This window comes from Achromobacter sp. ESBL13 (assembly GCF_036668755.1).
Lineage (GTDB): Bacteria > Pseudomonadota > Gammaproteobacteria > Burkholderiales > Burkholderiaceae_B > Achromobacter.
Genome location: NZ_JAZEVT010000006.1, coordinates 60031 through 81865 on the forward strand (window position 1 = coordinate 60031; position 21835 = coordinate 81865).

The 21835-nt window shown below is 61.4% G+C and carries 22 protein-coding genes; 15 read left to right on the forward strand and 7 right to left on the reverse strand.

Features of this window, described 5'->3' with window-relative positions:
• Positions 1-163: 163 nt before the first annotated feature.
• Together rnhA and V6F88_RS21670 are read right to left on the reverse strand one after the other, a co-directional pair.
• Positions 164-625 (reverse strand): ribonuclease HI, encoded by a 462-nt coding sequence (rnhA, locus tag V6F88_RS21665; RefSeq protein WP_046806169.1) that lies wholly within the window; start codon positions 623-625, stop codon positions 164-166.
• Between the two features lie 53 nt (positions 626-678).
• Positions 679-1458, reverse strand: a complete 780-nt coding sequence (locus V6F88_RS21670) for a class I SAM-dependent methyltransferase (protein WP_046806133.1) — start codon at positions 1456-1458, stop codon at positions 679-681.
• A gap of 20 nt (positions 1459-1478) precedes the next feature.
• Between V6F88_RS21670 and gloB the strand changes: the two genes are divergently transcribed.
• From gloB to fabI, 3 genes are all read left to right on the forward strand, one after another.
• Positions 1479-2300: a hydroxyacylglutathione hydrolase gene (gene gloB, locus V6F88_RS21675; protein ID WP_332612139.1), complete on the forward strand. Its 822-nt coding sequence runs from the start codon at positions 1479-1481 to the stop codon at positions 2298-2300.
• 7 nt (positions 2301-2307) lie between these two features.
• Positions 2308-3729: a transglycosylase SLT domain-containing protein gene (locus V6F88_RS21680; RefSeq protein ID WP_332612141.1), complete on the forward strand. Its 1422-nt coding sequence runs from the start codon at positions 2308-2310 to the stop codon at positions 3727-3729.
• A gap of 120 nt (positions 3730-3849) precedes the next feature.
• On the forward strand, positions 3850-4635 hold the full coding sequence (gene fabI, locus V6F88_RS21685) for an enoyl-ACP reductase FabI (RefSeq protein ID WP_046806130.1): 786 nt from the start codon (positions 3850-3852) through the stop codon (positions 4633-4635).
• A 47-nt stretch (positions 4636-4682) separates the two neighbouring features.
• On the opposite strand, the gene V6F88_RS21690 is transcribed toward fabI, so the two are convergent.
• Positions 4683-5081 (reverse strand): OsmC family protein, encoded by a 399-nt coding sequence (locus V6F88_RS21690; protein WP_332612144.1) that lies wholly within the window; start codon positions 5079-5081, stop codon positions 4683-4685.
• 177 nt (positions 5082-5258) lie between these two features.
• Between V6F88_RS21690 and V6F88_RS21695 the strand changes: the two genes are divergently transcribed.
• The gene (locus tag V6F88_RS21695) at positions 5259-5951 is read left to right on the forward strand and encodes a tellurite resistance TerB family protein (protein WP_332612146.1); all 693 of its coding nucleotides are present in this window, start codon (positions 5259-5261) and stop codon (positions 5949-5951) included.
• Between the two features lie 29 nt (positions 5952-5980).
• Here V6F88_RS21695 and V6F88_RS21700 read toward each other — a convergent pair whose 3' ends face one another.
• The 3 genes from V6F88_RS21700 to V6F88_RS21710 all read right to left on the reverse strand — a co-directional run bounded on the left by V6F88_RS21700 (position 5981) and on the right by V6F88_RS21710 (position 8879).
• Positions 5981-6967, reverse strand: coding sequence for a tripartite tricarboxylate transporter substrate binding protein (locus tag V6F88_RS21700; protein WP_332612149.1), 987 nt, complete (start codon positions 6965-6967; stop codon positions 5981-5983).
• Positions 6968-6976: 9 nt separating this feature from the next.
• Positions 6977-7861 (reverse strand): carboxylating nicotinate-nucleotide diphosphorylase, encoded by an 885-nt coding sequence (gene nadC, locus V6F88_RS21705; RefSeq protein WP_332612151.1) that lies wholly within the window; start codon positions 7859-7861, stop codon positions 6977-6979.
• Positions 7862-7943: 82 nt separating this feature from the next.
• Positions 7944-8879, reverse strand: coding sequence for an NUDIX hydrolase (locus V6F88_RS21710; RefSeq protein WP_332612153.1), 936 nt, complete (start codon positions 8877-8879; stop codon positions 7944-7946).
• Positions 8880-9123: 244 nt separating this feature from the next.
• Here V6F88_RS21710 and V6F88_RS21715 point away from each other — a divergent pair, with 244 nt between their 5' ends.
• The 4 genes from V6F88_RS21715 to V6F88_RS21730 all read left to right on the forward strand — a co-directional run bounded on the left by V6F88_RS21715 (position 9124) and on the right by V6F88_RS21730 (position 13502).
• Positions 9124-9354: a hypothetical protein gene (locus V6F88_RS21715; RefSeq protein WP_332612154.1), complete on the forward strand. Its 231-nt coding sequence runs from the start codon at positions 9124-9126 to the stop codon at positions 9352-9354.
• A gap of 242 nt (positions 9355-9596) precedes the next feature.
• Entirely contained in the window at positions 9597-10304 is a 708-nt protein-coding gene (locus V6F88_RS21720) for a fimbria/pilus chaperone family protein (RefSeq protein ID WP_332612155.1), read from the forward strand.
• A 99-nt stretch (positions 10305-10403) separates the two neighbouring features.
• Positions 10404-12863 carry a fimbria/pilus outer membrane usher protein gene (locus V6F88_RS21725; protein WP_332612157.1) on the forward strand — a complete coding sequence of 820 codons (2460 nt, stop codon included), beginning with the start codon at positions 10404-10406 and terminating at the stop codon, positions 12861-12863.
• Positions 12864-12893: 30 nt separating this feature from the next.
• On the forward strand, positions 12894-13502 hold the full coding sequence (locus V6F88_RS21730) for a hypothetical protein (RefSeq protein ID WP_332612159.1): 609 nt from the start codon (positions 12894-12896) through the stop codon (positions 13500-13502).
• Between the two features lie 55 nt (positions 13503-13557).
• On the opposite strand, the gene V6F88_RS21735 is transcribed toward V6F88_RS21730, so the two are convergent.
• The gene (locus V6F88_RS21735; RefSeq protein WP_332612160.1) at positions 13558-14331 is read right to left on the reverse strand and encodes a response regulator transcription factor; all 774 of its coding nucleotides are present in this window, start codon (positions 14329-14331) and stop codon (positions 13558-13560) included.
• 112 nt (positions 14332-14443) lie between these two features.
• On the opposite strand from V6F88_RS21735, the gene V6F88_RS21740 reads away from it, so the two are divergent.
• The 7 genes from V6F88_RS21740 (at position 14444) to V6F88_RS21770 (ending at position 20817) form a co-directional block, all read left to right on the forward strand.
• Entirely contained in the window at positions 14444-15163 is a 720-nt protein-coding gene (locus V6F88_RS21740; RefSeq protein ID WP_332612161.1) for a DUF1120 domain-containing protein, read from the forward strand.
• A gap of 184 nt (positions 15164-15347) precedes the next feature.
• Positions 15348-16052 carry a DUF1120 domain-containing protein gene (locus tag V6F88_RS21745; protein WP_332612162.1) on the forward strand — a complete coding sequence of 235 codons (705 nt, stop codon included), beginning with the start codon at positions 15348-15350 and terminating at the stop codon, positions 16050-16052.
• 45 nt (positions 16053-16097) lie between these two features.
• Positions 16098-16796 (forward strand): DUF1120 domain-containing protein, encoded by a 699-nt coding sequence (locus V6F88_RS21750; protein ID WP_332612163.1) that lies wholly within the window; start codon positions 16098-16100, stop codon positions 16794-16796.
• Between the two features lie 294 nt (positions 16797-17090).
• The gene (locus V6F88_RS21755) at positions 17091-18305 is read left to right on the forward strand and encodes a tyrosine-type recombinase/integrase (protein WP_332612164.1); all 1215 of its coding nucleotides are present in this window, start codon (positions 17091-17093) and stop codon (positions 18303-18305) included.
• Positions 18306-18398: 93 nt separating this feature from the next.
• The gene (locus V6F88_RS21760) at positions 18399-19154 is read left to right on the forward strand and encodes a transcriptional regulator domain-containing protein (RefSeq protein WP_332612165.1); all 756 of its coding nucleotides are present in this window, start codon (positions 18399-18401) and stop codon (positions 19152-19154) included.
• Between the two features lie 124 nt (positions 19155-19278).
• Positions 19279-19506 carry a helix-turn-helix transcriptional regulator gene (locus V6F88_RS21765; protein ID WP_332612166.1) on the forward strand — a complete coding sequence of 76 codons (228 nt, stop codon included), beginning with the start codon at positions 19279-19281 and terminating at the stop codon, positions 19504-19506.
• Between the two features lie 129 nt (positions 19507-19635).
• Complete coding sequence (locus V6F88_RS21770; RefSeq protein WP_332612167.1) at positions 19636-20817, forward strand: phage/plasmid replication domain-containing protein; 1182 nt, start codon at positions 19636-19638, stop codon at positions 20815-20817.
• The last annotated feature ends 1018 nt before the right edge of the window (positions 20818-21835 follow it).

Here is a 21835-nt window from a genome sequence, read left to right on the forward strand (position 1 = left end):
CACCATATTCCCCACCTGGACGGCGCCGCGAGAACTGGAATGGGGGAAGGCACTGTAGCACCCGAATTTACATACTGGAACAATCCAGACGCCGGATGAAACGACTAAATCCCCCTCTCAAGGCGGATTTCAGGGTATATCCCGATGCCGTCAGTGGGCGCGGTCAGGCCCGGCGGGCCAGATCCACGCCCAGATTGGCCAATTGGTCGGCGCGTTCGTTGCCTTCGTCGCCGTTGTGGCCACGCACCCAGCGCCACGACACCTGGTGCCGCTGCACCTGCTCGTCCAGCGCCTGCCAGAGCTCGGCGTTCTTGACCGGTTTTTTTTCAGCCGTCATCCAGCCGCGCCGCTTCCAGTTCACCAGCCATTCGGTCATGCCCTTCATCACGTACTGCGAGTCCGTGTGTATGGTGACAACGCAGGTGCGCTTGAGCGCCCGCAAGCCCTCGATGACCGCCATCAGCTCCATGCGGTTATTGGTGGTTTGCAGTTCGCCGCCATGCAGGGTCTTTTCGTGGCCGCCGGCGCGCAGCAATACGCCCCAACCGCCCGGACCGGGGTTGCCCTTGCAGGCCCCGTCGGTCCACATGTCCACTTTCTGATCGATCGCTTTGTTGTCCTGCATGGTGCTGCTTTGAAATCCTTGTTCGTGCAATGTGAAACGGACGTCGCCCGCCTTCAGGAAGGGTCGAAGCCGTCGTCCGCCTGGCGGTTGACCACCACCGAGGCGGCGCGCGCCCGCTTGGGCTTGGTTTTCCAGGCCGGCCCGATGATACGCATGCCGGCCACGCGTTTCACGGCCGACACCATATACACCGCCCCACCCAGGCTCCACCAGCGAGCGCCGGCGGATTCCAGAAAGCCCCAGCGTTGCAGCCATTTTTCGCTGCGGCAAGCCGGCGCATAGCAGCCGAAATGGCTGTCGTCGACTTCCAGGGACAACAGCTTGAACCAGTCTTTCAAGCGCGCCAGCGACACCTGGGCCGACGGCGGCTGCGGCAGCCAGGGTTCCATGCCGGGCATGCGCGTGCGTGCGCCCCACATGCTCCAGGGGTTGAAGCCCGAAATCACGACGCGCCCTTCGGGTACCAGCACGCGTTCCACTTCGCGCAGCACGTTGTGCGGGTCCTGCGTGCATTCAAACGCATGCGGCAGGATCAGCAGATCGACGCTTTGGGATTCGAACGGCAAGGCTTCGGGTTCGGCTAGCACCACGCGCGACTGCCAGGCGGCGGTGCTCTCCGGCGACGGGGTCTCGGTGCCCACATAGCCCTTGAAGGGCATGCGGTTGGCGCGCAGCAGATTCATGTCGGCCAGGCCAACCTGCCAGGCATAATAGCCAAACACATCCGCGACAGCCGCGTCGAACTGGGCCCGTTCCCAGGCCAGGGCGTACTGCCCCGGTGGCGTCTGGAACCATTCGGCCAGTTCTACAATCGGCGGTGTTTCTTCTGCCACGTTCTATTCCTTCGAATCTCATGCAAGCCTTGACCGCCCCCGCAGGCGGCCGCGAGCAACATGCCGCGGTCTTGCCTCTACCCGCCTTCACCGACAACTACATCTGGGCCATCGTCCATGGCGAAAATGCCGCCGTGGTGGACCCGGGCGAAGCGGGTCCGGTGCTGCGATGGCTTGAGCAGGAAGGCTTGAGGCTGCGCGCCATTCTACTCACGCACCATCATGGCGACCATGTGGGCGGTGTACTTGAATTGTCACGCATGGCGGACCTTACCGTATACGGTCCGGCCCGCGAAACATTGCCGCGCTGCGACGTGCCGCTGACCGAGGGCGGCCGGGTGACGCTGCCCGAACTGGACCTGGATCTGCGGGTGCTGGATGTGCCGGGACACACCGCCGGGCACATCGCCTACACGGGCCGGGCAGCCGGGATAGAACCGGTCTTGTTCTGTGGCGACACCCTGTTTGCGGGCGGCTGCGGCCGGCTTTTCGAGGGAACTCCCGCGCAAATGCATGATTCCTTGGAAAAATTTTCCGTTTTACCGCCAGATACACAGGTTTTTTGCGCGCACGAGTACACTCTAGCCAACTTGCGCTGGGCATTGGCCGTGGATCCCGCCAATCGCACCCTGCATCAGTGGTATCAGCGAGCCCAGCAATTACGAGCAGAAGGTCTTCCCACGCTTCCGTCGACTATCGGCCAGGAACGCGCGACGAACCCGTTTTTGCGTACGCAGCAAGTGGACGTGATCCGTGCCGCAGCCAACTGGGCCGGAAACAATCAACCTACGCCGGTAGAGGTGTTTGCCTCCCTGCGTGAATGGAAGAACGATTTCAAGTGACCGCCTGATGAATCTATCCCGACTCCTTCTGCCGCTCATGTTGGCAGTCCTCGCCGGTTGCGCAGGAACGAAAGCCCCCGATAGCAAGAACCTCACCACCAATTCCCAAGGGCGTTACATCGCCCGGGATACGTCCAGAACGGTTGACCTGACCAACCCGCCCAGCGACGCCTGGGACCGCATCCGCCGCGGTTTCGCCATCCCCAACCTGAATACCGATCTCTCGCAGCAGTGGACCGACTATTACGCGTCCCACCCCGAGGCCGTTCAGCGCATGGCCGAGCGCGCGGGCAAGTACCTGTACTTCATCGTTGACGAGATCAACCGCCGCGGCCTGCCCACGGAACTGGCGCTGCTGCCCTTCGTGGAAAGCGCGTACAACCCCACCGCCCTGTCGCGCGCCCAGGCTTCCGGCCTGTGGCAGTTCGTGCCGGCCACCGGTACGCACTTCAACTTGAAGCAGGATTGGTGGCGCGACGAACGCCGCGATCCCATCGCATCGACCAACGCCGCGCTGGACTATCTTGAAAAGCTGTTCGAGATGCAGGGCGACTGGTATCTGGCCCTGGCGTCCTACAACTGGGGCGAAGGCTCGGTGCAACGCGCCATGGCCAAGAACGAAGCGGCCGGCCAGAACACGGACTACCTGTCCCTGAACATGCCCGACGAGACCCGCAACTACGTGCCCAAGTTGCAGGCCATCAAGAACATCATTGCCGACCCGCAACGCTACGCGGTGGCGCTGCCGCCGGTGGGCAACACGCCCTACTTCGTGACGGTGCAAAAGAACAGCGACATCGATCTTGAAATCGCCGCCAAGCTGGCCGAAATGCCGCTGGACGAATTCAAGGCGCTGAACCCCTCGTTCAACCGCCCCGTCATCCGCGGCGACCATGGCCCCACGCTGCTGCTGCCGGCCGACCGTGTCGAGATCTTCAACGCGAACCTGACGAACTACAAGGGCGACCTGTCGGCCTGGAAGATCTACCATTCGCGCCGTGGTGAGTCCTACGCGTCCATTGCCAAGCGTTTTGGCGTGACCGAGGCCAAGCTGCGCGAAACCAACGACATCGGCTCGCGCCAGAAGTCCGCGTCGGGCCAGGCACTGCTGGTGCCCGGCGAGCCCGGCACCGGTGGTGGCGTGCAACTGGCGTCCCTGGCGGCCCCCGTGGGCGCGCTGGAACAGGCCCCCGCCGACACCAAGGCCGCCGCGCCGCGCGGCCGTGCCGCCCCGGCGCCCGCCGCCCGCGTCGCCAGCGCCCGACCCAATGTGCGCACGCACAAGGTTCGGCAGGGCGACACGCTGTTCTCGCTGGCCAAGCAGTACGGCACATCGGTGGACGCCCTGCGCGCGCTGAATAACTTGAAGGGCAGCGCGCTCAAGGTCGGTACCGCCTTGCGCGTGCCGGGCACCAACGCCCGGGGCTGATCCCAGCCCGCGGTCCCCAAAAACGGCGCCCGGTAACGGCGCCGTTTTTACAAGTACGCGACGCCGCCAAACTCCTTAAAATGGGCGGTCTTTCAGCAGGAAAAAATCAAAGGAATCATCATGGGCTTTCTCGCCGGCAAGCGCATTCTCGTCACCGGGGTGCTTTCAAACCGATCCATCGCCTACGGCATTGCGCGCGCCTGTCACCAGCAAGGCGCCGAGCTGGCGTTCACCTATGTGGGCGATCGCTTCAAGGAACGCGTTGTTGAATTTGCCGCCGAATTCGGCAGCAAGATCGTGCTGCCTTGCGACGTGGCTGAAGACAGCCAGATCGAAGGCGCCTTCGCGGAATTGGGCAAGCACTGGGACGGCCTGGACGGCTTGGTGCACTCCATCGGCTTCGCCCCGCGCGAAGCCATCGCCGGCAACTTCCTGGACGGGCTGTCACGCGAGGGCTTCCGCATTGCCCATGACATTTCGGCCTACAGCTTTGCCGCGATGGCCAAGGCCGCGCTGCCCCTGATGGAAGGCCGCAACGGCTCGGTGCTGACGCTGACGTACCTGGGCGCCGAACGCGTGGTCCCCAACTACAACACCATGGGCCTGGCCAAGGCGTCGCTGGAAGCCAGCGTGCGCTACCTGGCCACGGCGCTGGGCCCCCGCGGCATTCGCGCCAACGGCATTTCGGCCGGCCCCATCAAGACGCTGGCCGCCAGCGGCATCAAGGACTTCTCGGCCATCCTGAAGTTCGTGGAAGCGCAGGCGCCGCTGCGCCGTAACGTCACCATCGACGACGTCGGCAACGTGGCGGCATTCATGCTGTCGGATCTGGCGGCGGGTGTTACCGGCGAGATCACCCACGTGGACGCCGGCTTCTCGACCGTCGTTCCGGGCATGGAAGACTGATTTTGCAGCGGTCGGGCGGGCGGCAACATGGCCACCCGCCGGCCGTATCAGGCCGCGCGCACCACCAGCGTGGACACCTGCACGTCGACCGCCGTCATCAGCTTGTGGATCGGGCACTTTTCGGCCACCGCCAGCAGTTCATCGATGTGGGCATCCGACAGCTCGCCATTGAGCGTCAGCTTTGCGGTCAAGCGATAGACGCCCTTGCGCTCTTCACTGGCATCACGCACCACTTCTACATCCACCGACGTCAGCGGCAAGCCCTTGCGCTGCGCGTAGACCATCAGCGTCAACGCCTTGCAACCGCCCAGCGCGGTGTCGAAATAATCATGCGGATCGGGTCCATCGCCCTGCGGCTTGGGCATCGCCACGGGCAGGGTGTGGCCTTCGGCCGTGGCGGTGAATTGCAGGATGTCGGGCGCATTCTGGCGGACTCGGATGCTCATGGGTAGGGTCTCTTGGATGGGCGGCCGTGGTGGACGCCTGAAGCTGACGTTGTAGCATCCGACGACAGATTTTGACGGCTGACAACAAGCTGAACTTATTGCGCGCGCGGCGGTCGGATATCCCTATCCGCGTTCACGAACTGAACGCACCGACTGTATCGACAAAAAGGGGGCCGCATGAGCGCCAGACAACTTCTTGACCAACTGCTGCAATCGGGCCAGGGCCTTCTGGCCGACGCCACCAACCGCGTGCAAGGCGCAACGGGCGGCGCCGGCGGCGGCAAGGGCTCGTTCCTGACCGGGCTGGGCGGCGGCGCATTGGGCGCCGGTGCGTTGGGGCTGTTGATGGGCAGCAAGAAGGCACGCAAGATCGGCGGCAAGGTCGCCATGTACGGCGGCATGGCGGCGCTGGGCGCGCTGGCCTACCGGGCTTATGGCGACTGGCAGCGTAACCAGGCCGGTGGCGCGCAAGCCGCCCCGCCCCAAACCCTGGACCGTCTGCCCGCGCCCGAGGCCGAGCAGCACAGCAACGCCGTTTTGACCGCCATGATCGGCGCGGCCAAGGCGGACGGCCATATCGGCCCTGAAGAACGCGGCCTGCTGGAAACGGAGCTGGCCAAGCTGTCCTCCGACGCCCAAGACCGCCAGTGGCTGGAAACGGAGCTGTCGCGGCCGCTGGACCCCGCGGCGGTGGCGCAATCCGCCAAAACCCCCGAGATGGCCGCCGAAATGTATCTGGCCAGCCTGCTCGTCGTGGACGAAGAAAGCTATATGGAACGCGCCTATCTGGACGAGCTGGCGCGACAGCTCAAGCTGGAACCCAGCTTGAAGGAAAAGCTGGAACAGCACGCCAAGAGCGCGGTGGCCTGAGCGCGCTTGATTCGCCGCTTACTGCGCCCTCAGTCCGCCCGCAAGCCGATTGAAGCCGTCAGCGCCGTGTACCGGTCGATGTCCGCATGAATCATCGACTGGAATTCGCGCGGCGTACTGCTCGCCGGCGTGAAGCCCTGTTGCCGCAGCGAAGCCTGGGTATCGGGCTGGCTGACGATTTTTGCCACCGCTGCGTTCAGCTTGTCGATGACGGCACGCGGCGTGGCGGCCGGCGCCAACAGGCCATGCCACTGATCCATCGCGTAGCCCGCAACGCCCTGCTCGGCAACCGTCGGCACCGTTGGCATTAACGGTGAACGGCTGGGCGAAGTCACCGCCAATGCGCGCAGCTTGCCCGCGGCAATCAAGGGCGCCGCGCTGGACGCCGTGACGACACCCATCGCCACCTGCCCGGCCGCCACGTCGGTCAACGCCGGGCCGCATCCCTTGTAGGGCACCTGCTGCAAAACCGCGCCCGTGGCGCGCGCCAGCATCTCGCCCGCCAGGTGTTGCGGCGTGCCGTTGCCGCAAGAGGCAAACGCTAGCGGCTTGGCGGGCAACGCCGCCGCCAGCGCATCGTCCAGCTTGTGCAGCGGCGAGCCCACCGGCACCACGAACACCGACGGCACAAACGCCACATTGATCACGGCGGCGAAATCCTGCTTAGGCGAAAAGCCAAGGTTGCGATACACGCCCGGGTTGATGGCGAATGAACTGTTCACCATCAGCAGCGTGTAACCGTCGGGCGGTGCTTCCGCCACGATACGCGCGCCGATGTTGCCGCTGGCGCCGGGGCGGTTTTCAACCACCACCGCCTGGCCCAGCTGCGCTTGCAGGCTGGCGCCGATGCGGCGTGCCAGCAGATCGGTGCCGCCGCCCGGCGGGAAGGTGACCACGATGGTGATCGGGTGCGCGGGATACGCCGCGTCCATCGGCGCTTCGCCCGAGGGCGAGTTGCCGCATGACGCCAGCGGCAGGGTCAACAACGCAAGGCTGGCTTGAAGCAGGCATTTCATGATGGGCTCTCAGGCGTCCAGGCCGATGTCCAGCACCTTGGCGCTGTGGGTCAGCCAACCGACGGCGATCTGATCCACGCCCGTGGCGGCAACGGCAGCGGCCGTCTCCGGTGTGATCCGGCCCGAGGCTTCCGTGATCGCGCGCCCACGCGCCATGGCGACGGCGCGCCGCAAATCATCCAGGCTCATGTTGTCCAGCAACACCACGTCCACGCCCAGCGACAACGCAACTTCCAGCTGCGCCAGGGTGTCGACCTCAAGCTCGACCTTGACCATGTGGCCCACGCCCGCGCGTGCCCGCTGCACCGCCGTGGCCACCCCGCCTGCCAGGGCGATGTGGTTGTCCTTGATCAGCACCGCGTCGTCCAGCCCGAACCGGTGATTGCTGCCGCCCCCCACGCGAACCGCGTACTTTTGCACCGCGCGCAGGCCGGGCATGGTCTTGCGCGTGCAGGTGACGCGTGCGCCGTAGCCCGAGATGGCGCGCGCGATGGACGCGGTAGCAGTGGCCACGCCGCTCAAGTGGCACAGGAAGTTCAGCGCCACGCGTTCGGCTGCCAGCATGGCGCGGGCGTTGCCGCGCAACCGCGCGATCTCGGTACCGGGCGCCAGGTCGCTGCCGTCGCGCTGAGACACATCGAATTCGATGGCGGGGTCCATGGCGCGAAACGCCAGGCGCGCCAGATCCAGGCCGGCCAACACGCCGGCCTGACGCGATACCAGCCGCGTTTCTGCCACGGCGTCGTGCGGCACGATGGCGTCGGTGGTCAGGTCGCCGGCGCGGCCCAGGTCTTCCAACAAGGCGGCTCGCACCAGGGGCTCAAGCATGACGTCCGGCAGGGGAGGCACCGCCAGGCGAGAGGCGGTCAAGGGCGCTTCGGCATTAATGCTCATTTTGAGTATTTTTGAGTTAAAAAAAGGCGCGCAGAGATTGCGCAGCACTTATGCTAGAGACGAGCATAACCCTTGTCAAGCGTCATAACGCGCGAGACAGGGGCAATTTGCTGCCCGCGATGGCGCGTTCAAGCAGCACGTCGCGCCGGAATCGAAACAGCTTGGCGGGGCGGCCCGCCGTGCCCGTGGCCATTTCGCCGGTCTCTTCGACCAGCGCCTGTTGCTCGATCAGCCGCCGGAAATTCTGCTTGTGCAAGGCGCGCCCCGCCAGCGCCTCGACCGCCATTTGCAGCTGCAACAAGGTGAATTGGGCCGGCATCAGTTCAAACACGACGGGGCGGTACTTGATCTTGGCGCGCAAGCGGGCGATGCCGGTTGCCAGAATGCGGCGGTGGTCGTGGCGCATCGCTTGGCCGGGTATGGCGGCTGCAAAGTTGCCATCGCCGCGCCGCGCGGCCTCGGGCACCAAGCCGGCTTCGAACAGCAGTTCGTAGCGCTGCAGCACCATGTCTTCGTTCCAGGCGGCCCCGTCCAGCCCAAATGTGATGGCGATCCGCTGCTGACGACGCGTGCGCACATCGGCGTCATCGCTGGCGGCGCACCACTGCGCCAGGCGCGGCACGATCAGTTCGTCGACCAGGGCCGGCGTGCCGGTGCGCCGGTCTTCCCAAGGAAAGTAGCGATACCAGTCTTGCCAGCCCACCTGCGCCACGCCGGTTTCGCCGGCTTCACGCGTCAGCCCCAGATAGCTGACCGACATGACGCGCGCGCCGGATTCGTCGGAGCGATCGCCATCGGCAAAGGTATAGAGCTGCTCGACGTAACCCAGGGGGTGATGGGTCTGGGTTTCCACCCACGCGCGCAGCCCCGCCTGCAACGAGCGATGCGACAACTCGAAAGGGCCGGCCGGCAAGGCGCTGGCGTCATCCGTCGTCAACACACGCGGCTCGCCATGCGTCACGGCGACAAGCACGGCAACAAGTTCGGTATGGACGGAGCGTTCGATGGAGTCGGTCAAGGATGGTGGCAGAGAAGGTTGAAAGGCGAGTTGAATGGCGCGAAAAATAGCGGGAAGAAAGGCGGGATGAAAGGCCCGATGAAAGGCGGCAAGAGACGCCGGAAATTATAAGGTTCTGTTCCTGCAACAGCCCCTTGCAAACGTGACACGCCGGACGGCCGCGACGGCGCGCGCAGCGACTAAGATAAAAGCCAGCAACCAGGCGCGTCGCCATCCTGGGACGCCCGCAAGCGGAGCATGAGCCATGTTGAAAACTGCCCCTGACCCGAACGCCGCCACCAACGCGAAAGACGTCGACCCGCGTCCGCCGACCGACCCGCGCAAAGGCACGGAGACGCTTCCGATGCCGGACCAAAGCAAGACCGTGGCGGGCATGCCGCGCGACGGACGCGCTGTCGCGCAGCCGGGCGAACCCGGCGTCATCACGCCCGAGGACGACATTCTGGAAACATCCTACGAAAACCGCAAAACGTGACGCCGCAATCGTGAAGGCGCAATCGTAAAGGCGCAATCGAAAGCGCAACGCTGACGTCGCAAAGCGGCCGATGATACGCCAGCTTGCGGCACGCGGCGCAAGAGTGGGCCGGACCGGCAACGGTCCGGCCCACTGCACTTGAACATTCGGAAATAGGCGCTCGCCTATATCAAGCCGGGTAGCGGGTTTCTACACTGCAACGCTTTCCAGGCTCTTCCGGCCGATGCTTTAACGATATCCCCATGTTCAAGAATTCCTTTCCGCGAATCGTCGCGGCAACTCTCTTTGCTGTCCTTTTTCCCGCCAGCCAAGCCTTTGCAATGGGCATCCAGCCTGAAACGTCGGTCGTGCTTGTGCACGAAGGTGCCGGCGAAGGCACGATCGGCATCAAGAACACGGGTGACGAACCCGTGCTGCTGATCTCCACCATTGAACACATCGCCGAAGACCAGGATGATTGGGTCACGGTGTCTCCCCCCGCTGCCGTGCTGGCTCCCGGCAAGACGCAGCTGGTGCGATTTCTGCTCACCCACGACAAGCCGCTGGACGCGCAGCGCATGAAGCGCGCCATATTCGAAGGCATTCCGCAAACCGGCGAACAAAGCAATAAGCTGCGCCTGACCATTCGGCAGGATCTGCCGCTGATCGCGCTGCCCAAGAAGGTCGCGAACGACAATGCCCCCTGGCGTTCACTGCTGTGGACCACCGAAGACGGCAAGCTGACCGTGCGCAACCCCAGCCCCTACGTCGTGCGCATGGATCAACGCGTCCACGCGCAGCCGTCGAATCAAGCGCTGACCCTGCCCAAGACCTACATTTTGCCCGGTGAAACGCTACAGCTGGTTGGCGCGGACGCCCCTCTGCAAGTTGGGCAGACAAGCGTTCGTCTGTACCCCGCCACCGTCTACGGCTATCAAGTTTCGTCGTTCGACGCGCCCATCAAGAACTGACGGCATCACGGCCCCCCTCGACGGGGCATCAACACGCTTGGCCATGCTCGCAAGCCCCTGCACCCAGGGCCTTGCGAGCGTTGTGCGCCAGGTCAACTCATGGCTTTCATGTTCTGCAACCGCTTACGCAATGCTCGCGGTGGCGCCGTCGTCGCCGCGAGCCTACTGCTGTGCCTGCCTTGGGCTGCCATCGCGCAGCCCGGGGCTACCGGGTTCGACCTTGAAACCCTCAAAAGCCGCGGCTTGAATCCGGCCATCGCATCGCACTTCAAGAACGGGCCGCAATTTCTGCCTGGTCAGCACACCGTGCACCTGAACGTCAACGGCCGGCACGTCGGCCGCACTCTGGCCACCTTCGACGCCAGCGGCAAACTCTGCCTGACTCCGGAATTACTGACCTTGGCCGAGTTGAAGTCGCCCGCAGCACAAGACGGTCAGTCACAGGCCTGCCCGGACGCATTTCTTCAGGCTTGGCCCACCACCACTATCGCGCTACAGCCCGAACGGTTGGCGGTGGACATCGTCGCGCCACCGGGCGCCGTGAACAGAACAGCCACCGCTACAACGTATCAATCGGGTGGCCGCGCAGCCATCCTGAACTACGACGTGCTTTCCAGCCAGACGCGCCATATCGGTGGAAAGTCGAATTATCTGCAGGCTTATACCGAACTGGGCCTGAATGCGAACGATTGGATTCTGCGTAGCAACAGCACCTACTCTGCCATCGGCGGAAAGTCGACGTGGAACCACGTCGATGCTTACGCTCAGCGCACATTGCCGACCTGGCGCACCACCTTTCAAGCTGGGCAAATCAATCTGCATGGGGCGCTGTTTTCCGGCGTTCCGGTTACCGGAATGCAGCTGTTTCCCGAAACCGCCTTGCAAGACAGCAAGCACGAAGGCCCGCCTATCAGCGGCATCGCCCACACGCAGGCACGCGTCGAGGTATGGCAGAACGGCGTTCCGCTCGCCTCCGCCATCGTGCCCCCCGGCCCCTTCACCATGACCGATGTGCTGCCCCGGTCATTGACACAAGACCTCAAGGTTGTCATCCACGAAACTTCGGGCGAAGAGCGCGTGTTCTACGTGCCGGCGGCTGCGTTGCAGGTCGACCGCGTCGGCGCGGCCGCCGGATTCACCGGCGGCTTCGGCATGCTGCGCAAAATGGGTGGGGTAGGTGACGAGTCCATGCCGGTCGCGGCGGCGGAGTACGGCATCGCGTTGAGCAGGCGCGCCAACGTCGCGGCCGGATTATTGCTGACCCAGAACTATCGCTCGCTGGGCGCCCGCTCGGATCTGGTCCTGCCCGGCAGCATCCAGACCGGCGTACAAAGCACCTTCTCGCAAAACTCGCGGACCGGGCGCAGCGGCGCGCAGCACATCGCATCCGTCTCGGCTCAATTGCTGCCAGGCGTGTCGTCGAACTTATCCCTATTGCGGCGCACCGACGGCTACAGCGAAGTGCTGGATCACGCCCGCAGCCGCTCGCGGCACGGGCCGTCGGACGACAGGCAGTGGTATCCCCATTTTCGCGAGGACCGCATCAAACAGCAGATCAGCGCGGGGTTGGCCTGGGGGGGATCCGCGCTGGGGGGCTTCAGCATGAATGTCAGCGAATCCCAGAGCGTGCGCGGCAATTCATCACGACGCGGCATTTTCAGCTGGGGCAAGAGCTTCCACCGGGCCAGCCTGTCGCTGTCATTCGAACGCGACATGGGTTCCAGTTACCGCAATCAGGGCAACCTTATGTATTTGAACCTGAGCTTGCCTTTAGGCAAGCAAAGCGTCAGCGCGTCGATGCAGACACAGGACACCGGCACAAGCTACGGCGTCAATACCAGCGCCCCCATCAATGAGCGCAGCAACTACACCCTGTCGGCCAACTCCGGTTCGCACGGCCAGGCCAGCTATTCCGGCTCGCTCGGCGTCAATTCAGCCTATACCCAGCTGAACTTGGCTGCCAGCAGCTTCACGGGCGGATACAGCCATTCCGCTCGCGTGCGGGGCGGTCTGGTCGGACATGCTCAAGGCTTGAGCTTTTCGCCCTATCGGGTGCAGGACACGTTCGCCATCGCATCGGTGGGCGGCCTGTCCGGCGTGCGCCTGAGCACGCCGGCGGGTAGTGTATGGACGGACCCCTGGGGCCGCGCCGTCATCCCGTCGCTGCCTGCGTACCGTCACGGCCAGATCCAGGTCGCCACGACGTCGCTGGCGCGCAACGTAGACCTGATCAATGGTCGCTACAGCCTGGATCCGTCGCGCGGCTCGGTATCGAAGGTGGACTTTTCGGTGGTTACCGTGCGCCGCGCCTTGGTGACCGCCTCCTTTCCGGATGGCGCGCCGGTGCCCAAGGGCGCGGCCGTGCTGGACGCCAACGGCGTGTTCATCACGCTGGTGGGCAGCGGTGGCCAGATATTCCTGCCCGACATGTTGGCCGGCGCCACGCCGTTCAGCGTAGCGCCATCGGAAGCGGCGCCATGCACACTTGAATTCGACATCGCCGATACGCCGGACCTGAACGCGTTGTACGAACGCGCCCAAGCGACGTGTACCCCTTAGACGCGCCTGAACCTATTGAGAAAGAACGCCATGACTATCGCAACCTTTCGCCTTGTGCGATGGTGCCGGCCCGCACTGGCGATGGCCGCGCTGCTGCCGGCCGCCGCCTGGACCACGTCTGCGGCGCAAACGTCGCCTTCCCCGCCCCCGATGCGGACAACTGCCATGGCCCCGGTAACGGGTTGCATGGTGTCATTCGGCCAAACCACCGTGGACTACGGCAGCTTCACGGCCGGACAACTGACGCTGGACGGCAAGCGGCGCTATCAGCTCGAGCCACGCTTAGTGCCGTTGACGATCAGTTGCCCATCCGCCCGCCCTATTGCTCTGCGACTGAACGCCCCCGCAGGCCAGACCGGCGCCGCGAAGTTCGCGGCAAATGGTGCCTTGCACGTCGTGCTGAGCCACGTTCGGGTCGACGGCGACGAAATCCGAGTCGTCAACCCGGACACGCCCCATGGCGCCCAACCACAGATCAGCATGCGGCCCGGCGACACCGTAATGATGGAGCATGCCCGATCCGGACGTAGCCTTACCGCTCAGATCGCGCTGAACCCGGAAGTGGACGACGCCGACGTCCGCGTCGCCGATCAGACGGAATGGTCGACGACCTTGCAGTTTGAATTGGTGGATAGGTAGCCGCTTGTGGCCGCTCGCCCGCCGCGTCGGTGAGCTCGGGGCCGACGGGTGGATCTCACAAGAGCCCGCACAGCTTGAACAAGCCGTTGTCCGTCGCCACGCCCAGCTTGCGATAGGCGGTGCCCTTTTGTGCACTGATGGTTTTGGGGCTGCGCCCGAACTTGGTGGCAATATCGGAAATTGACATGCCCGCAAGCAGGCACCGAATGACTTCGCGCTCGCGGCCAGACAGGGATGCGCCATCGAGCACGCTGCTTGTCGATGCGGGCAAGGCCGAATCGTCCGCCGGTGTATCGGTAGCCGTGGGTTCGACTTGCTCGGTGCTTGCGCCAGACAGCAGGTAGGTCATCTGGGGATCGCAGTAGGTGCCGCCGGCGGCCACCTTGCGCACCGCCAGCACAATTTCGTCTTCGCGCCCGCCCTTGCCCACAAAGCCGTGCGCGCCGGATCGCAAGGCCAACGCCACTGTGGCCGGATCGTAAAGCGCGGAGAACACCAGAATGCGCGCGTTGGGAAACTTGATGCGCAACGTCCTGATCAGCGAAATGCCGTCGACCTCGGCCGGGCCTAACGAATAGTCGATCAACAGCACGTCGACGGACTGGCCCCCAAGTGTCCGGATCATGTCCCGGCTGGTCTCGAATTCACCAATGACAACAATGTCTCGGTTCTGCGACAGATAGGCAGACATGCCGGCCCGCACTACCGGATGGTCATCCAGGATTGCGATGCGCAATGGATGATAGTTGAAGGCTGACAATATGGAATTCCCAGTTAGAGCCAAGATTTTCCACTGGTTTTCGTTGAAGGGAAAACTCAACGTGGACAAATAGTAACGCAGCCGTTTGCGCAGCCGTAGCGAAGATTAGGCGGGCGCCTATATACCAAAAGTCATCCGTTTCCTAGAGTGGTCCCTTTGTCCCACCAGAAACTGGATAGTCATGAATCACTCGGCACGCCCCCTGCCCGCTCTGCGTTACCTCCTGGCCGCAAGTTTTTTGATCGCCGCATCCGCGCAAGCTGCTCCTACCGCTGATTTGAAGGTCATCGGCCGCATCACTCCCCCGTCCTGCGATCTGTCGCTTGACGGCGGAGGCACCCTCAATTTTGGTGAGCACGCATTCAATTCACTGGCGTACGACGGCACCAAACTGGAGCCCAAGACGATCGGGCTGAACATCAAGTGCACGGGCATGACGCGTGTCGGCCTGCACGTGGTAGACAACCGTGCCAGCAGCAAAGTTCTGAAAAGCTCGCTGAACGTCAATGCGTGGGGATCGATCAATTCCACCATCACCGACGCTTTCATCTTCGGCCTGGGCTCCGTTGCGGGCCCCGACAACACGCAGATTCCCATCGGCGGCTACATGTTCGGCTTCAAGGAAGGCGACGTCCAAGCCGGCGGCAACAAAGCCACCGTCCTCTACAGCGCGGACAAACGCACGTGGTCTTCCGAAGCCATCTTGCGGCAGTTCATCAGCCCCAATTTCACCTATTCGTTCTTCCTGGGTTCGCCGGGCGCCAACGCCACGCCGGTGGCGGTCGAATCGGTTGCCGGCTCGCTTACCGTCACCCCGACGATCAACCGCGCCGCTGCTCTGCCTACCACCGAAGCCATCAACCTGGATGGCAGCGCCACGATCTCACTGGTCTACCTGTAAGCGTACCGCAGAGGGCGCGCTGTGGCGCGCTCTCGCAATCGCATATCCCTGAACGAGCCCAGTGTAGGACCGTACGACCTTCCAAGGTCGTACGGCGCGGCTGCATTCGTGAGAGAGCAGGATCAGGATCAGGTTGTTCTTTGCCTTCCGAGGACGGCATTTGTTGACATCAGGAACGTTCATTATGAAAAAACAACTCTTTGTCGGCGTCGCGTTGGCCACGCTGGCGGCCACGACACATGCTGCGGGCAATAGCGACCTTGCCGTGACGGGCAAACTCATGCCGCCAGCATGTAACGTCCATTTCGGCGGCAACGCCACACTGGACTTTGACACCATCGCGTTCAATGCCTTGGACAAAAACGGCACGAATCTGGGCAGCAAAAACACACAACTACAGATCGATTGCGGCCGCCCCACGCGCGTCAGTGTTACCGCGATCGACAATCGAGCAGGGTCTGGAATCACGATCCAAGAAGCGCCCCAATTGAACTGGCCCTACCAAAACCCCGAGAACGGCTCCAAATATTCCTGGGGATTGGGTTTTGCGGACGAGTCCAAACAGATCAAGACGGGCGCATTGATCGCACTGATCAACCCACCGACCACTACGGTCGACGGAGCTCTTCTGACCGAAACAGGCGCGCAAAAGGTCTTGGCGCGCCCCAAAGGCAGCACCAACTGGCCGATCGTATCCTCGCACTACTCGGTAAACCTCAGCCCCGACCTTGAATACTCGTTCGGCCCGACAGGCGGCCCCGCCGCACCGATCACGAACGCTCAGTTGGCGCTGGGTATCGCCCCCATGATCGCATCGCCCTCAACGCTGCCGGCTGCCAACGAAATTCCCTTGGACGGTTCGATCACGTTCACGTTGCGCTACCTGTAGCGCTTCTGGCAACACTGACTGATACTGACCCACACTTCGTTCACGATGAAAAATCTGATCCCTCTTTGCGCCGGGTTGGCGCTGGCGGCTGTCAACGTTGCGCATGCTGGCGATCAATCCGAACTTGCCATAGGCGGCCGGTTGACGCCACCCGCATGCCATTTAGGCTTTGATGGGGCAAGCTCGATTGACTTCGGCACGTTGCCTTTTAACGGCTTGCAAGCCAACGGCACCCTGTTGAATGAACAACGGCCGCGCCTGAAAATCGTCTGCGGCGGACCGACGCGGGTCGCTTTCACGGTTCAGGAAAATCGCCCGGACACCGCCATCACGCATCACGAAGCTTCGGCGAACGACATGCCGTGGCCATACCAGCATCCGTCCAACGGCACGCCGCACGCGTGGGGCCTGGGACGTGTCGAGGATGTCCGGATCGGCGCCTTGGTTTTGCTGGTACGCCCGGAAGCCACCGTGATCGATGGCATGGCTCCTTTCCTCCAAACCTCCATGGTCCTTGCCCGGCCTGGCGGCACCTCCACGTGGCCCGTTCAATCCCGAATGGACTCCATTAATGTGAATCCCGCGGACGAATACTCCTTCGGCACCGACGCGGGAGCCGTGGCCATCACCACCGCGTCCGTTAGCCTGGCGGTAACGCCGATGTTGAACCGGACGTCGGTTTTGCCAAAGTCCCAAGAGATCCAGTTGGATGGCTCGGTGACCTTTACTTTGCGGTATCTTTGACGCCGCGCCCCTTCTTCGGACACGTCATGCAAAAGGCCCTCGACTTCATCGAAGTCGAGGGCCTTATGTATTTCGTCCCGTACCAATCAGATCGGTATAGCGGGGATGGAAATTGTTTTGCTGCCAGTGTTCTTGGCGGACAGAGGGGCCGCCAACATTAGTTCCAAAGCAGTCCGGGATATACTAAATTTCCCTTTAAAAACAACGGATTTCCAGAAAATACTGTCCGCCAGATTCCGATAAATTCCTATCAAATCAGCTACAATTTTGATAGTCAATTTGTGAGTTGAATACATGGCGCGATCAATCAACAGGCTCACGGCCATTGGGGCTACCCGCCTGGAAAAGCCGGGGCTGTACAGCGATGGCGGCGGCCTCTATTTGCAGATTACAGCGGCTGGCGTGAAGTCCTGGCTACTGCGCTATATGCGCAACGGGCGCGCCCGAGGGATGGGCCTGGGGCCCCTTCATACGATCAGCCTCGCCGAGGCCCGCTCCAAGGCGCTCGCCTGCCGTCAGCAACTGCTCAAAGGGATCGATCCCCTGGAAGCCAAGAGCGCCGCCAAAATAGCGGAAAAGCTCTCCGCGGCCAAGTCGATCACGTTCGATCAATGCGCCGACGCATACATCGCCGCCCACCAGGCGGGCTGGCGGAATGCCAAACATGCTGATCAGTGGACCAACACGCTGAGGACATACGCAGGCCCAGTCTTCGGTGCGGCAACTGTCTCCCTCATCGATACCCCGCTCGTCCTCAAGGTACTTGAGCCTATCTGGCAAACGAAGACAGAAACCGCCACGCGGGTACGCGGCCGGATCGAATCCATCCTGGACTGGGCGACCGTTCGCGGCTATCGGACTGGCGAGAATCCCGCACGCTGGAAGGGACATCTAGATCATCTGCTGCCCAAGCGATCCAAGGTGCAACGCGTCAAACATCATCCAGCATTGCCGTATACGGATGCCCCTGCGTTCTTTCAGACGCTGCGGGCCCAATCCAGCAACTCGCATAAGGCTTTGGCCTTCCTCATCCTCACCGCGACCCGTACCAACGAGACGATTGGGGCTCAATGGAAGGAGATCGATCTGTCGGCTGGCACTTGGACAATTCCTGCTGAGCGCATGAAAGCGGGCAAAGAGCATCGTGTACCTCTGTCCAAAGCTGCCCTTGAGCTTCTGCATGAAGCGCGGACGGAGCTCGTGACCAGCGATGACTATGTGTTCGTCGGGCAGAAGGCGGGGCGCCCTCTTTCAAATATGGCGTTCCTCCAACTGCTGAAACGGATGGACCGCGGCGACATCACTGCGCATGGATTCCGCTCGACCTTTCGAGACTGGGTAGGGGAAGTCACGCATCACGCACGGGAAATCGCCGAAGCAGCGCTCGCACATACGATCAAGGACAAGTCGGAGGCGGCGTACGCTCGCGGTGATCTTTTCCTGAAACGGCGAGGCCTGATGGAAGATTGGGCTGACTTTCTGGCGCAGCAAACCGTAAGAAGCGACTAAAGTACTGGTCGCCCCAACGCCCTTACTTCAATACCATTCATCCCCATATTCATGCCCCTCCCTCCCGCCAAGCATTGCCCTCCTCCAGATGGAATGAATGACGCAGACTATAAGAATTTCGAGAAAGTCCCAGGTGCAGGGTGGGCGTGGATATTTCTTCGTCGCAATCCCGAATTCCGTAGAAGATGCGCAGAACTAGCGAACCGCGACGATCTAGAACGCAGAACCCAGGAACGTCTGATAGCGCGTGACTTTGGATTGCGGAGATTCAAGCACTGCGACGAACGCTACGGTGCCGCTGGAGAGCGGCGACCAATTTTCAATCCATTGGCTCGTTGGCGATTCCCCGAATCGAAAGATGAAGTTCTAAAGCACACTGCGACACTTCGGGAGGGGCAGGTTCTGCTCCGATTCGATGTGAGGCCTGCTCTCACCGATGAAAAATCTCTCATGGTTCAACTAGCAAGCGCGCTGCAAATTCTGGAAATGGAGAGAAAGAAGCTCCATGAGGAAAAAGCTGATTCATCGTTGAAAAAAACGACATCCCGCAGAATCAGGGCGAAAGGCGACCATCGACGTCGAATTGTTTGGCTGCGTATCCTGGACGCGCACAACAACAAAATTGATCCTATGGAGGCGTTGGCCAAGATCTCCCCAATTGACTACGGCACACCAGATCCTCGATTGCCGCACGAACGTCAGCAGGCACATAGAGATCTGCTCGCGACAGCCCAGGATTATGCAGAGCGGCGCTATCTCGCCATGGCACTTGAATACGCACCTCGTCTTAAGAAGTTCGCTGTTCAAAAAGACCGTTCGGACAAGAGCCTAAAGAACATCAATTACTAGATCGGCCGGGGAAGACGGCAAGAAGCTGTAAGTGCACATTTAGTGCCCTGCGACGGGAAGTCGGGCATCCGGGATGATGCAGGTGTGGGTGCGACGCGCCCCACCACATCCCGGAGCACAAAAGATGTCAATACAAGCCGCTACCCTGCTTGAGAATTCCCTTCACCCGTCCCCCAGCAAATTCTTGCGACGAACCTCGGTGCAGGAAATGACCGGCCTGAGCCGATCCACCCTATACGACCTGATGGCTAAGGGAACCTTCCCCAGGCCAATTACTGTTGGCACGAAAGCTGTCCGCTGGGTCGACACCGAGATTCACGCATGGATGGTGGCAAAGATCTCCGCTAGATAGCATCTCGCCGTGTAGACGTGCGGCCAGCTTTCGCGTAAGCCTCGTGCCTCCACTGTGGCAGGAGGTAACTACATCATCTATATACACATAAGGGCCTCTATTCTCCATAGAGCCAGGATGACTACGACCATGAAGATCTCTATCCCGCGTTCAGAAGATGTCGGCATCGACACCGTTACTCTTCGACTCCCCTATGTCGGCGATCGGCTTTCCACCTCTTACTGCCAAACGATCACGTCAGATGGAGAAGTTCGCCCGGGGGCAAGCCATTCCATATCGCTTAAGGGCAAGAATGGAGCCCATACTGTCAAAGCTTGGCATCTTCCGAACTCGCAGGAACTCAAGATTGAAGGAACCCCCAATGGGTACGTATATGGGCAGAATTTGTTCTCAGATTCGAACATACACGCATCATGTGAACGCATGCTACGTCGCATGTCCAGGGACGATCGACTCGCTTGCGTCTTCACGACGAACAGTTGGAGATCTGCGTCAGTTGATCGGGTAGACCTGTTCATCAATCTTCGCTTCGAAGATAACCGCGAAGCGGCCAAAGTACTCAAGCAACTTGGGCTGCAGTTCGCAGCACAGCATAAGTCTGTAGCCATATATGCGACAAGCGCGTACTGGAACCCAGGAAAGGGCAAGAGCTACCAAGTGATTTGCTACGCGAAAGGCCTGCAACTGCAGGCGAAGCGACAGCGAATGCAAACCAAGAACGAATTTTTGGACAAGATTACTGACGAAGCGAACGGCATAGTTCGCATCGAACTCCGTTTACGCAAACCCGAATTAGAAAAGCTTGGACTGACTGCGTTAACAGCCTGGGAGGCCAACACGCCACGCAGGCTCTTCCGGAAATACTTCGAAAGGCTACCTATCTTCAACGTAGCTTGGGGGCCCATTAGAGCTGAGGAGCTGGGAGCCTTTTCGATGGCAGAGAGGCGCTTCTATTCGCTGTACAAGCTTGGCGCACCGCTAGATGAGCATTACGCCCCAAGAATTATCCGCAAGTACATGGCGAAGTTCCGATCGTTTGGCATTGATCTCAATGTGCCTAGTGCTACCGCAGAAGCCCTACAACTTGGCGAGCTGTTTTCCGCTTCGAATCGAATCGCGACTGTGCCTGAATGGATGCTGGCTGCAGGCAGGGCGCCCGGCGTATTGAAGAAGATCGGTAGAGCCGAACAACGCGTGTTACATAGACTTAGGCGGCGGACCCGCTCGACTCTCGGCCCCACTTTAGATAGAGATCCTCCTGGACTATGTGCATATTTGGGTGAACGCGAGCCCCATTTCGGTCGAGGGTAAACAATCCATTTCCGCATATTCGCCATCTGATGGACGGTGTTGCGCAGCCAGCTCTTCGTTGTGTAAGTGGCTGGGCAACCCGCCGTGTGAACCCAGTCGACAAGGAAATGACCCGACGCGATCGCAACTTCCAGCTCATTTTGACGGCTGGGACTGCCGGCACGCATCATCGTTAACCTGAATTTGGTCCGTTGGGGCTGCTACCGAGAACTGAGAGTGTCAAACTCCTCTTCGCATATTCGACGATACTGGCTGAACTTGACCATTACGCTGAACTACACGGTCAGGCACACGGCGAAATGGTCAGACTCCTCCTAGATGGAATCCGCCTTCCCCTAAATTTTTTTACAACACGAGGGGTTTCTTATGGTGTTGTAAGATATCTTTACAGAATTAAGCTACAGCATCAAAGGAGATGAAAGCATGTCACTGAGCTGGAGGTACGGAGCAGCAGCCAATCTCATAGACCAGGATGGGAATCCTGCTTTGGCGGTTGGGACACAGTCAATCACCGTTTACTAGCTGGCACCAGCGATGTCCCGGTTCGTTGCCTGGAATGATCTGCTGTTGTCAGAGTTTTTTTCGACGGCGTCGGAAAATGAAGATGTATGGATCCGCGCAACACGCGCTGAACTAGATTCTTTCGGCTTGCACCTCGGGGGTGCCCAAGGCCTTATCAACGCTGTTGCACTCGGGGCGCCTTGGTTACCGGCTGGCCTTGCCAATTGTTCGGACGCCGCCCGCATCTTGCTCCAACAGCGTCGGGACACCCTACGTCCGCCTTCCTACCAAGACCCTGGAACATTGAATCCTCGGTACGCTGGTATGCAAGCGCCGGCATATCTTCCTATCCTTGCCCTATGGGTGTTGGCGGCTTCCGGCGAGCAGTTGGAAGGAGGCTTCTATGCTTCTGTGGAAGATCTGCTTGGTCGTCCCTTCAGACGTGGACCGAGGCTCACCGAGGCCATGTCTAGAGCATGGGGAGACCTCGAAGCATGGTCGACCACGGAATCCGCTG

Bases quoted from the DNA above. Each gene is read 5' to 3' on its own strand.
- nadC (WP_332612151.1), bottom strand. From the start codon at position 7,861: ATGAGCATTAATGCCGAAGCGCCCTTGACCGCCTCTCGCCTGGCGGTG.
- V6F88_RS21700 (WP_332612149.1), bottom strand. From the start codon at position 6,967: ATGAAATGCCTGCTTCAAGCCAGCCTTGCGTTGTTGACCCTGCCGCTG.
- V6F88_RS21765 (WP_332612166.1), top strand. From the start codon at position 19,279: ATGTCAATACAAGCCGCTACCCTGCTTGAGAATTCCCTTCACCCGTCC.
- V6F88_RS21740 (WP_332612161.1), top strand. From the start codon at position 14,444: ATGAATCACTCGGCACGCCCCCTGCCCGCTCTGCGTTACCTCCTGGCC.
- V6F88_RS21715 (WP_332612154.1), top strand. From the start codon at position 9,124: ATGTTGAAAACTGCCCCTGACCCGAACGCCGCCACCAACGCGAAAGAC.
- rnhA (WP_046806169.1), bottom strand. From the start codon at position 625: ATGCAGGACAACAAAGCGATCGATCAGAAAGTGGACATGTGGACCGAC.
- V6F88_RS21760 (WP_332612165.1), top strand. From the start codon at position 18,399: ATGAATGACGCAGACTATAAGAATTTCGAGAAAGTCCCAGGTGCAGGG.
- V6F88_RS21680 (WP_332612141.1), top strand. From the start codon at position 2,308: ATGAATCTATCCCGACTCCTTCTGCCGCTCATGTTGGCAGTCCTCGCC.
- gloB (WP_332612139.1), top strand. From the start codon at position 1,479: ATGCAAGCCTTGACCGCCCCCGCAGGCGGCCGCGAGCAACATGCCGCG.
- V6F88_RS21695 (WP_332612146.1), top strand. From the start codon at position 5,259: ATGAGCGCCAGACAACTTCTTGACCAACTGCTGCAATCGGGCCAGGGC.
- V6F88_RS21750 (WP_332612163.1), top strand. From the start codon at position 16,098: ATGAAAAATCTGATCCCTCTTTGCGCCGGGTTGGCGCTGGCGGCTGTC.
- V6F88_RS21745 (WP_332612162.1), top strand. From the start codon at position 15,348: ATGAAAAAACAACTCTTTGTCGGCGTCGCGTTGGCCACGCTGGCGGCC.
- V6F88_RS21725 (WP_332612157.1), top strand. From the start codon at position 10,404: ATGGCTTTCATGTTCTGCAACCGCTTACGCAATGCTCGCGGTGGCGCC.
- V6F88_RS21720 (WP_332612155.1), top strand. From the start codon at position 9,597: ATGTTCAAGAATTCCTTTCCGCGAATCGTCGCGGCAACTCTCTTTGCT.
- V6F88_RS21755 (WP_332612164.1), top strand. From the start codon at position 17,091: ATGGCGCGATCAATCAACAGGCTCACGGCCATTGGGGCTACCCGCCTG.
- fabI (WP_046806130.1), top strand. From the start codon at position 3,850: ATGGGCTTTCTCGCCGGCAAGCGCATTCTCGTCACCGGGGTGCTTTCA.
- V6F88_RS21770 (WP_332612167.1), top strand. From the start codon at position 19,636: ATGAAGATCTCTATCCCGCGTTCAGAAGATGTCGGCATCGACACCGTT.
- V6F88_RS21690 (WP_332612144.1), bottom strand. From the start codon at position 5,081: ATGAGCATCCGAGTCCGCCAGAATGCGCCCGACATCCTGCAATTCACC.
- V6F88_RS21730 (WP_332612159.1), top strand. From the start codon at position 12,894: ATGACTATCGCAACCTTTCGCCTTGTGCGATGGTGCCGGCCCGCACTG.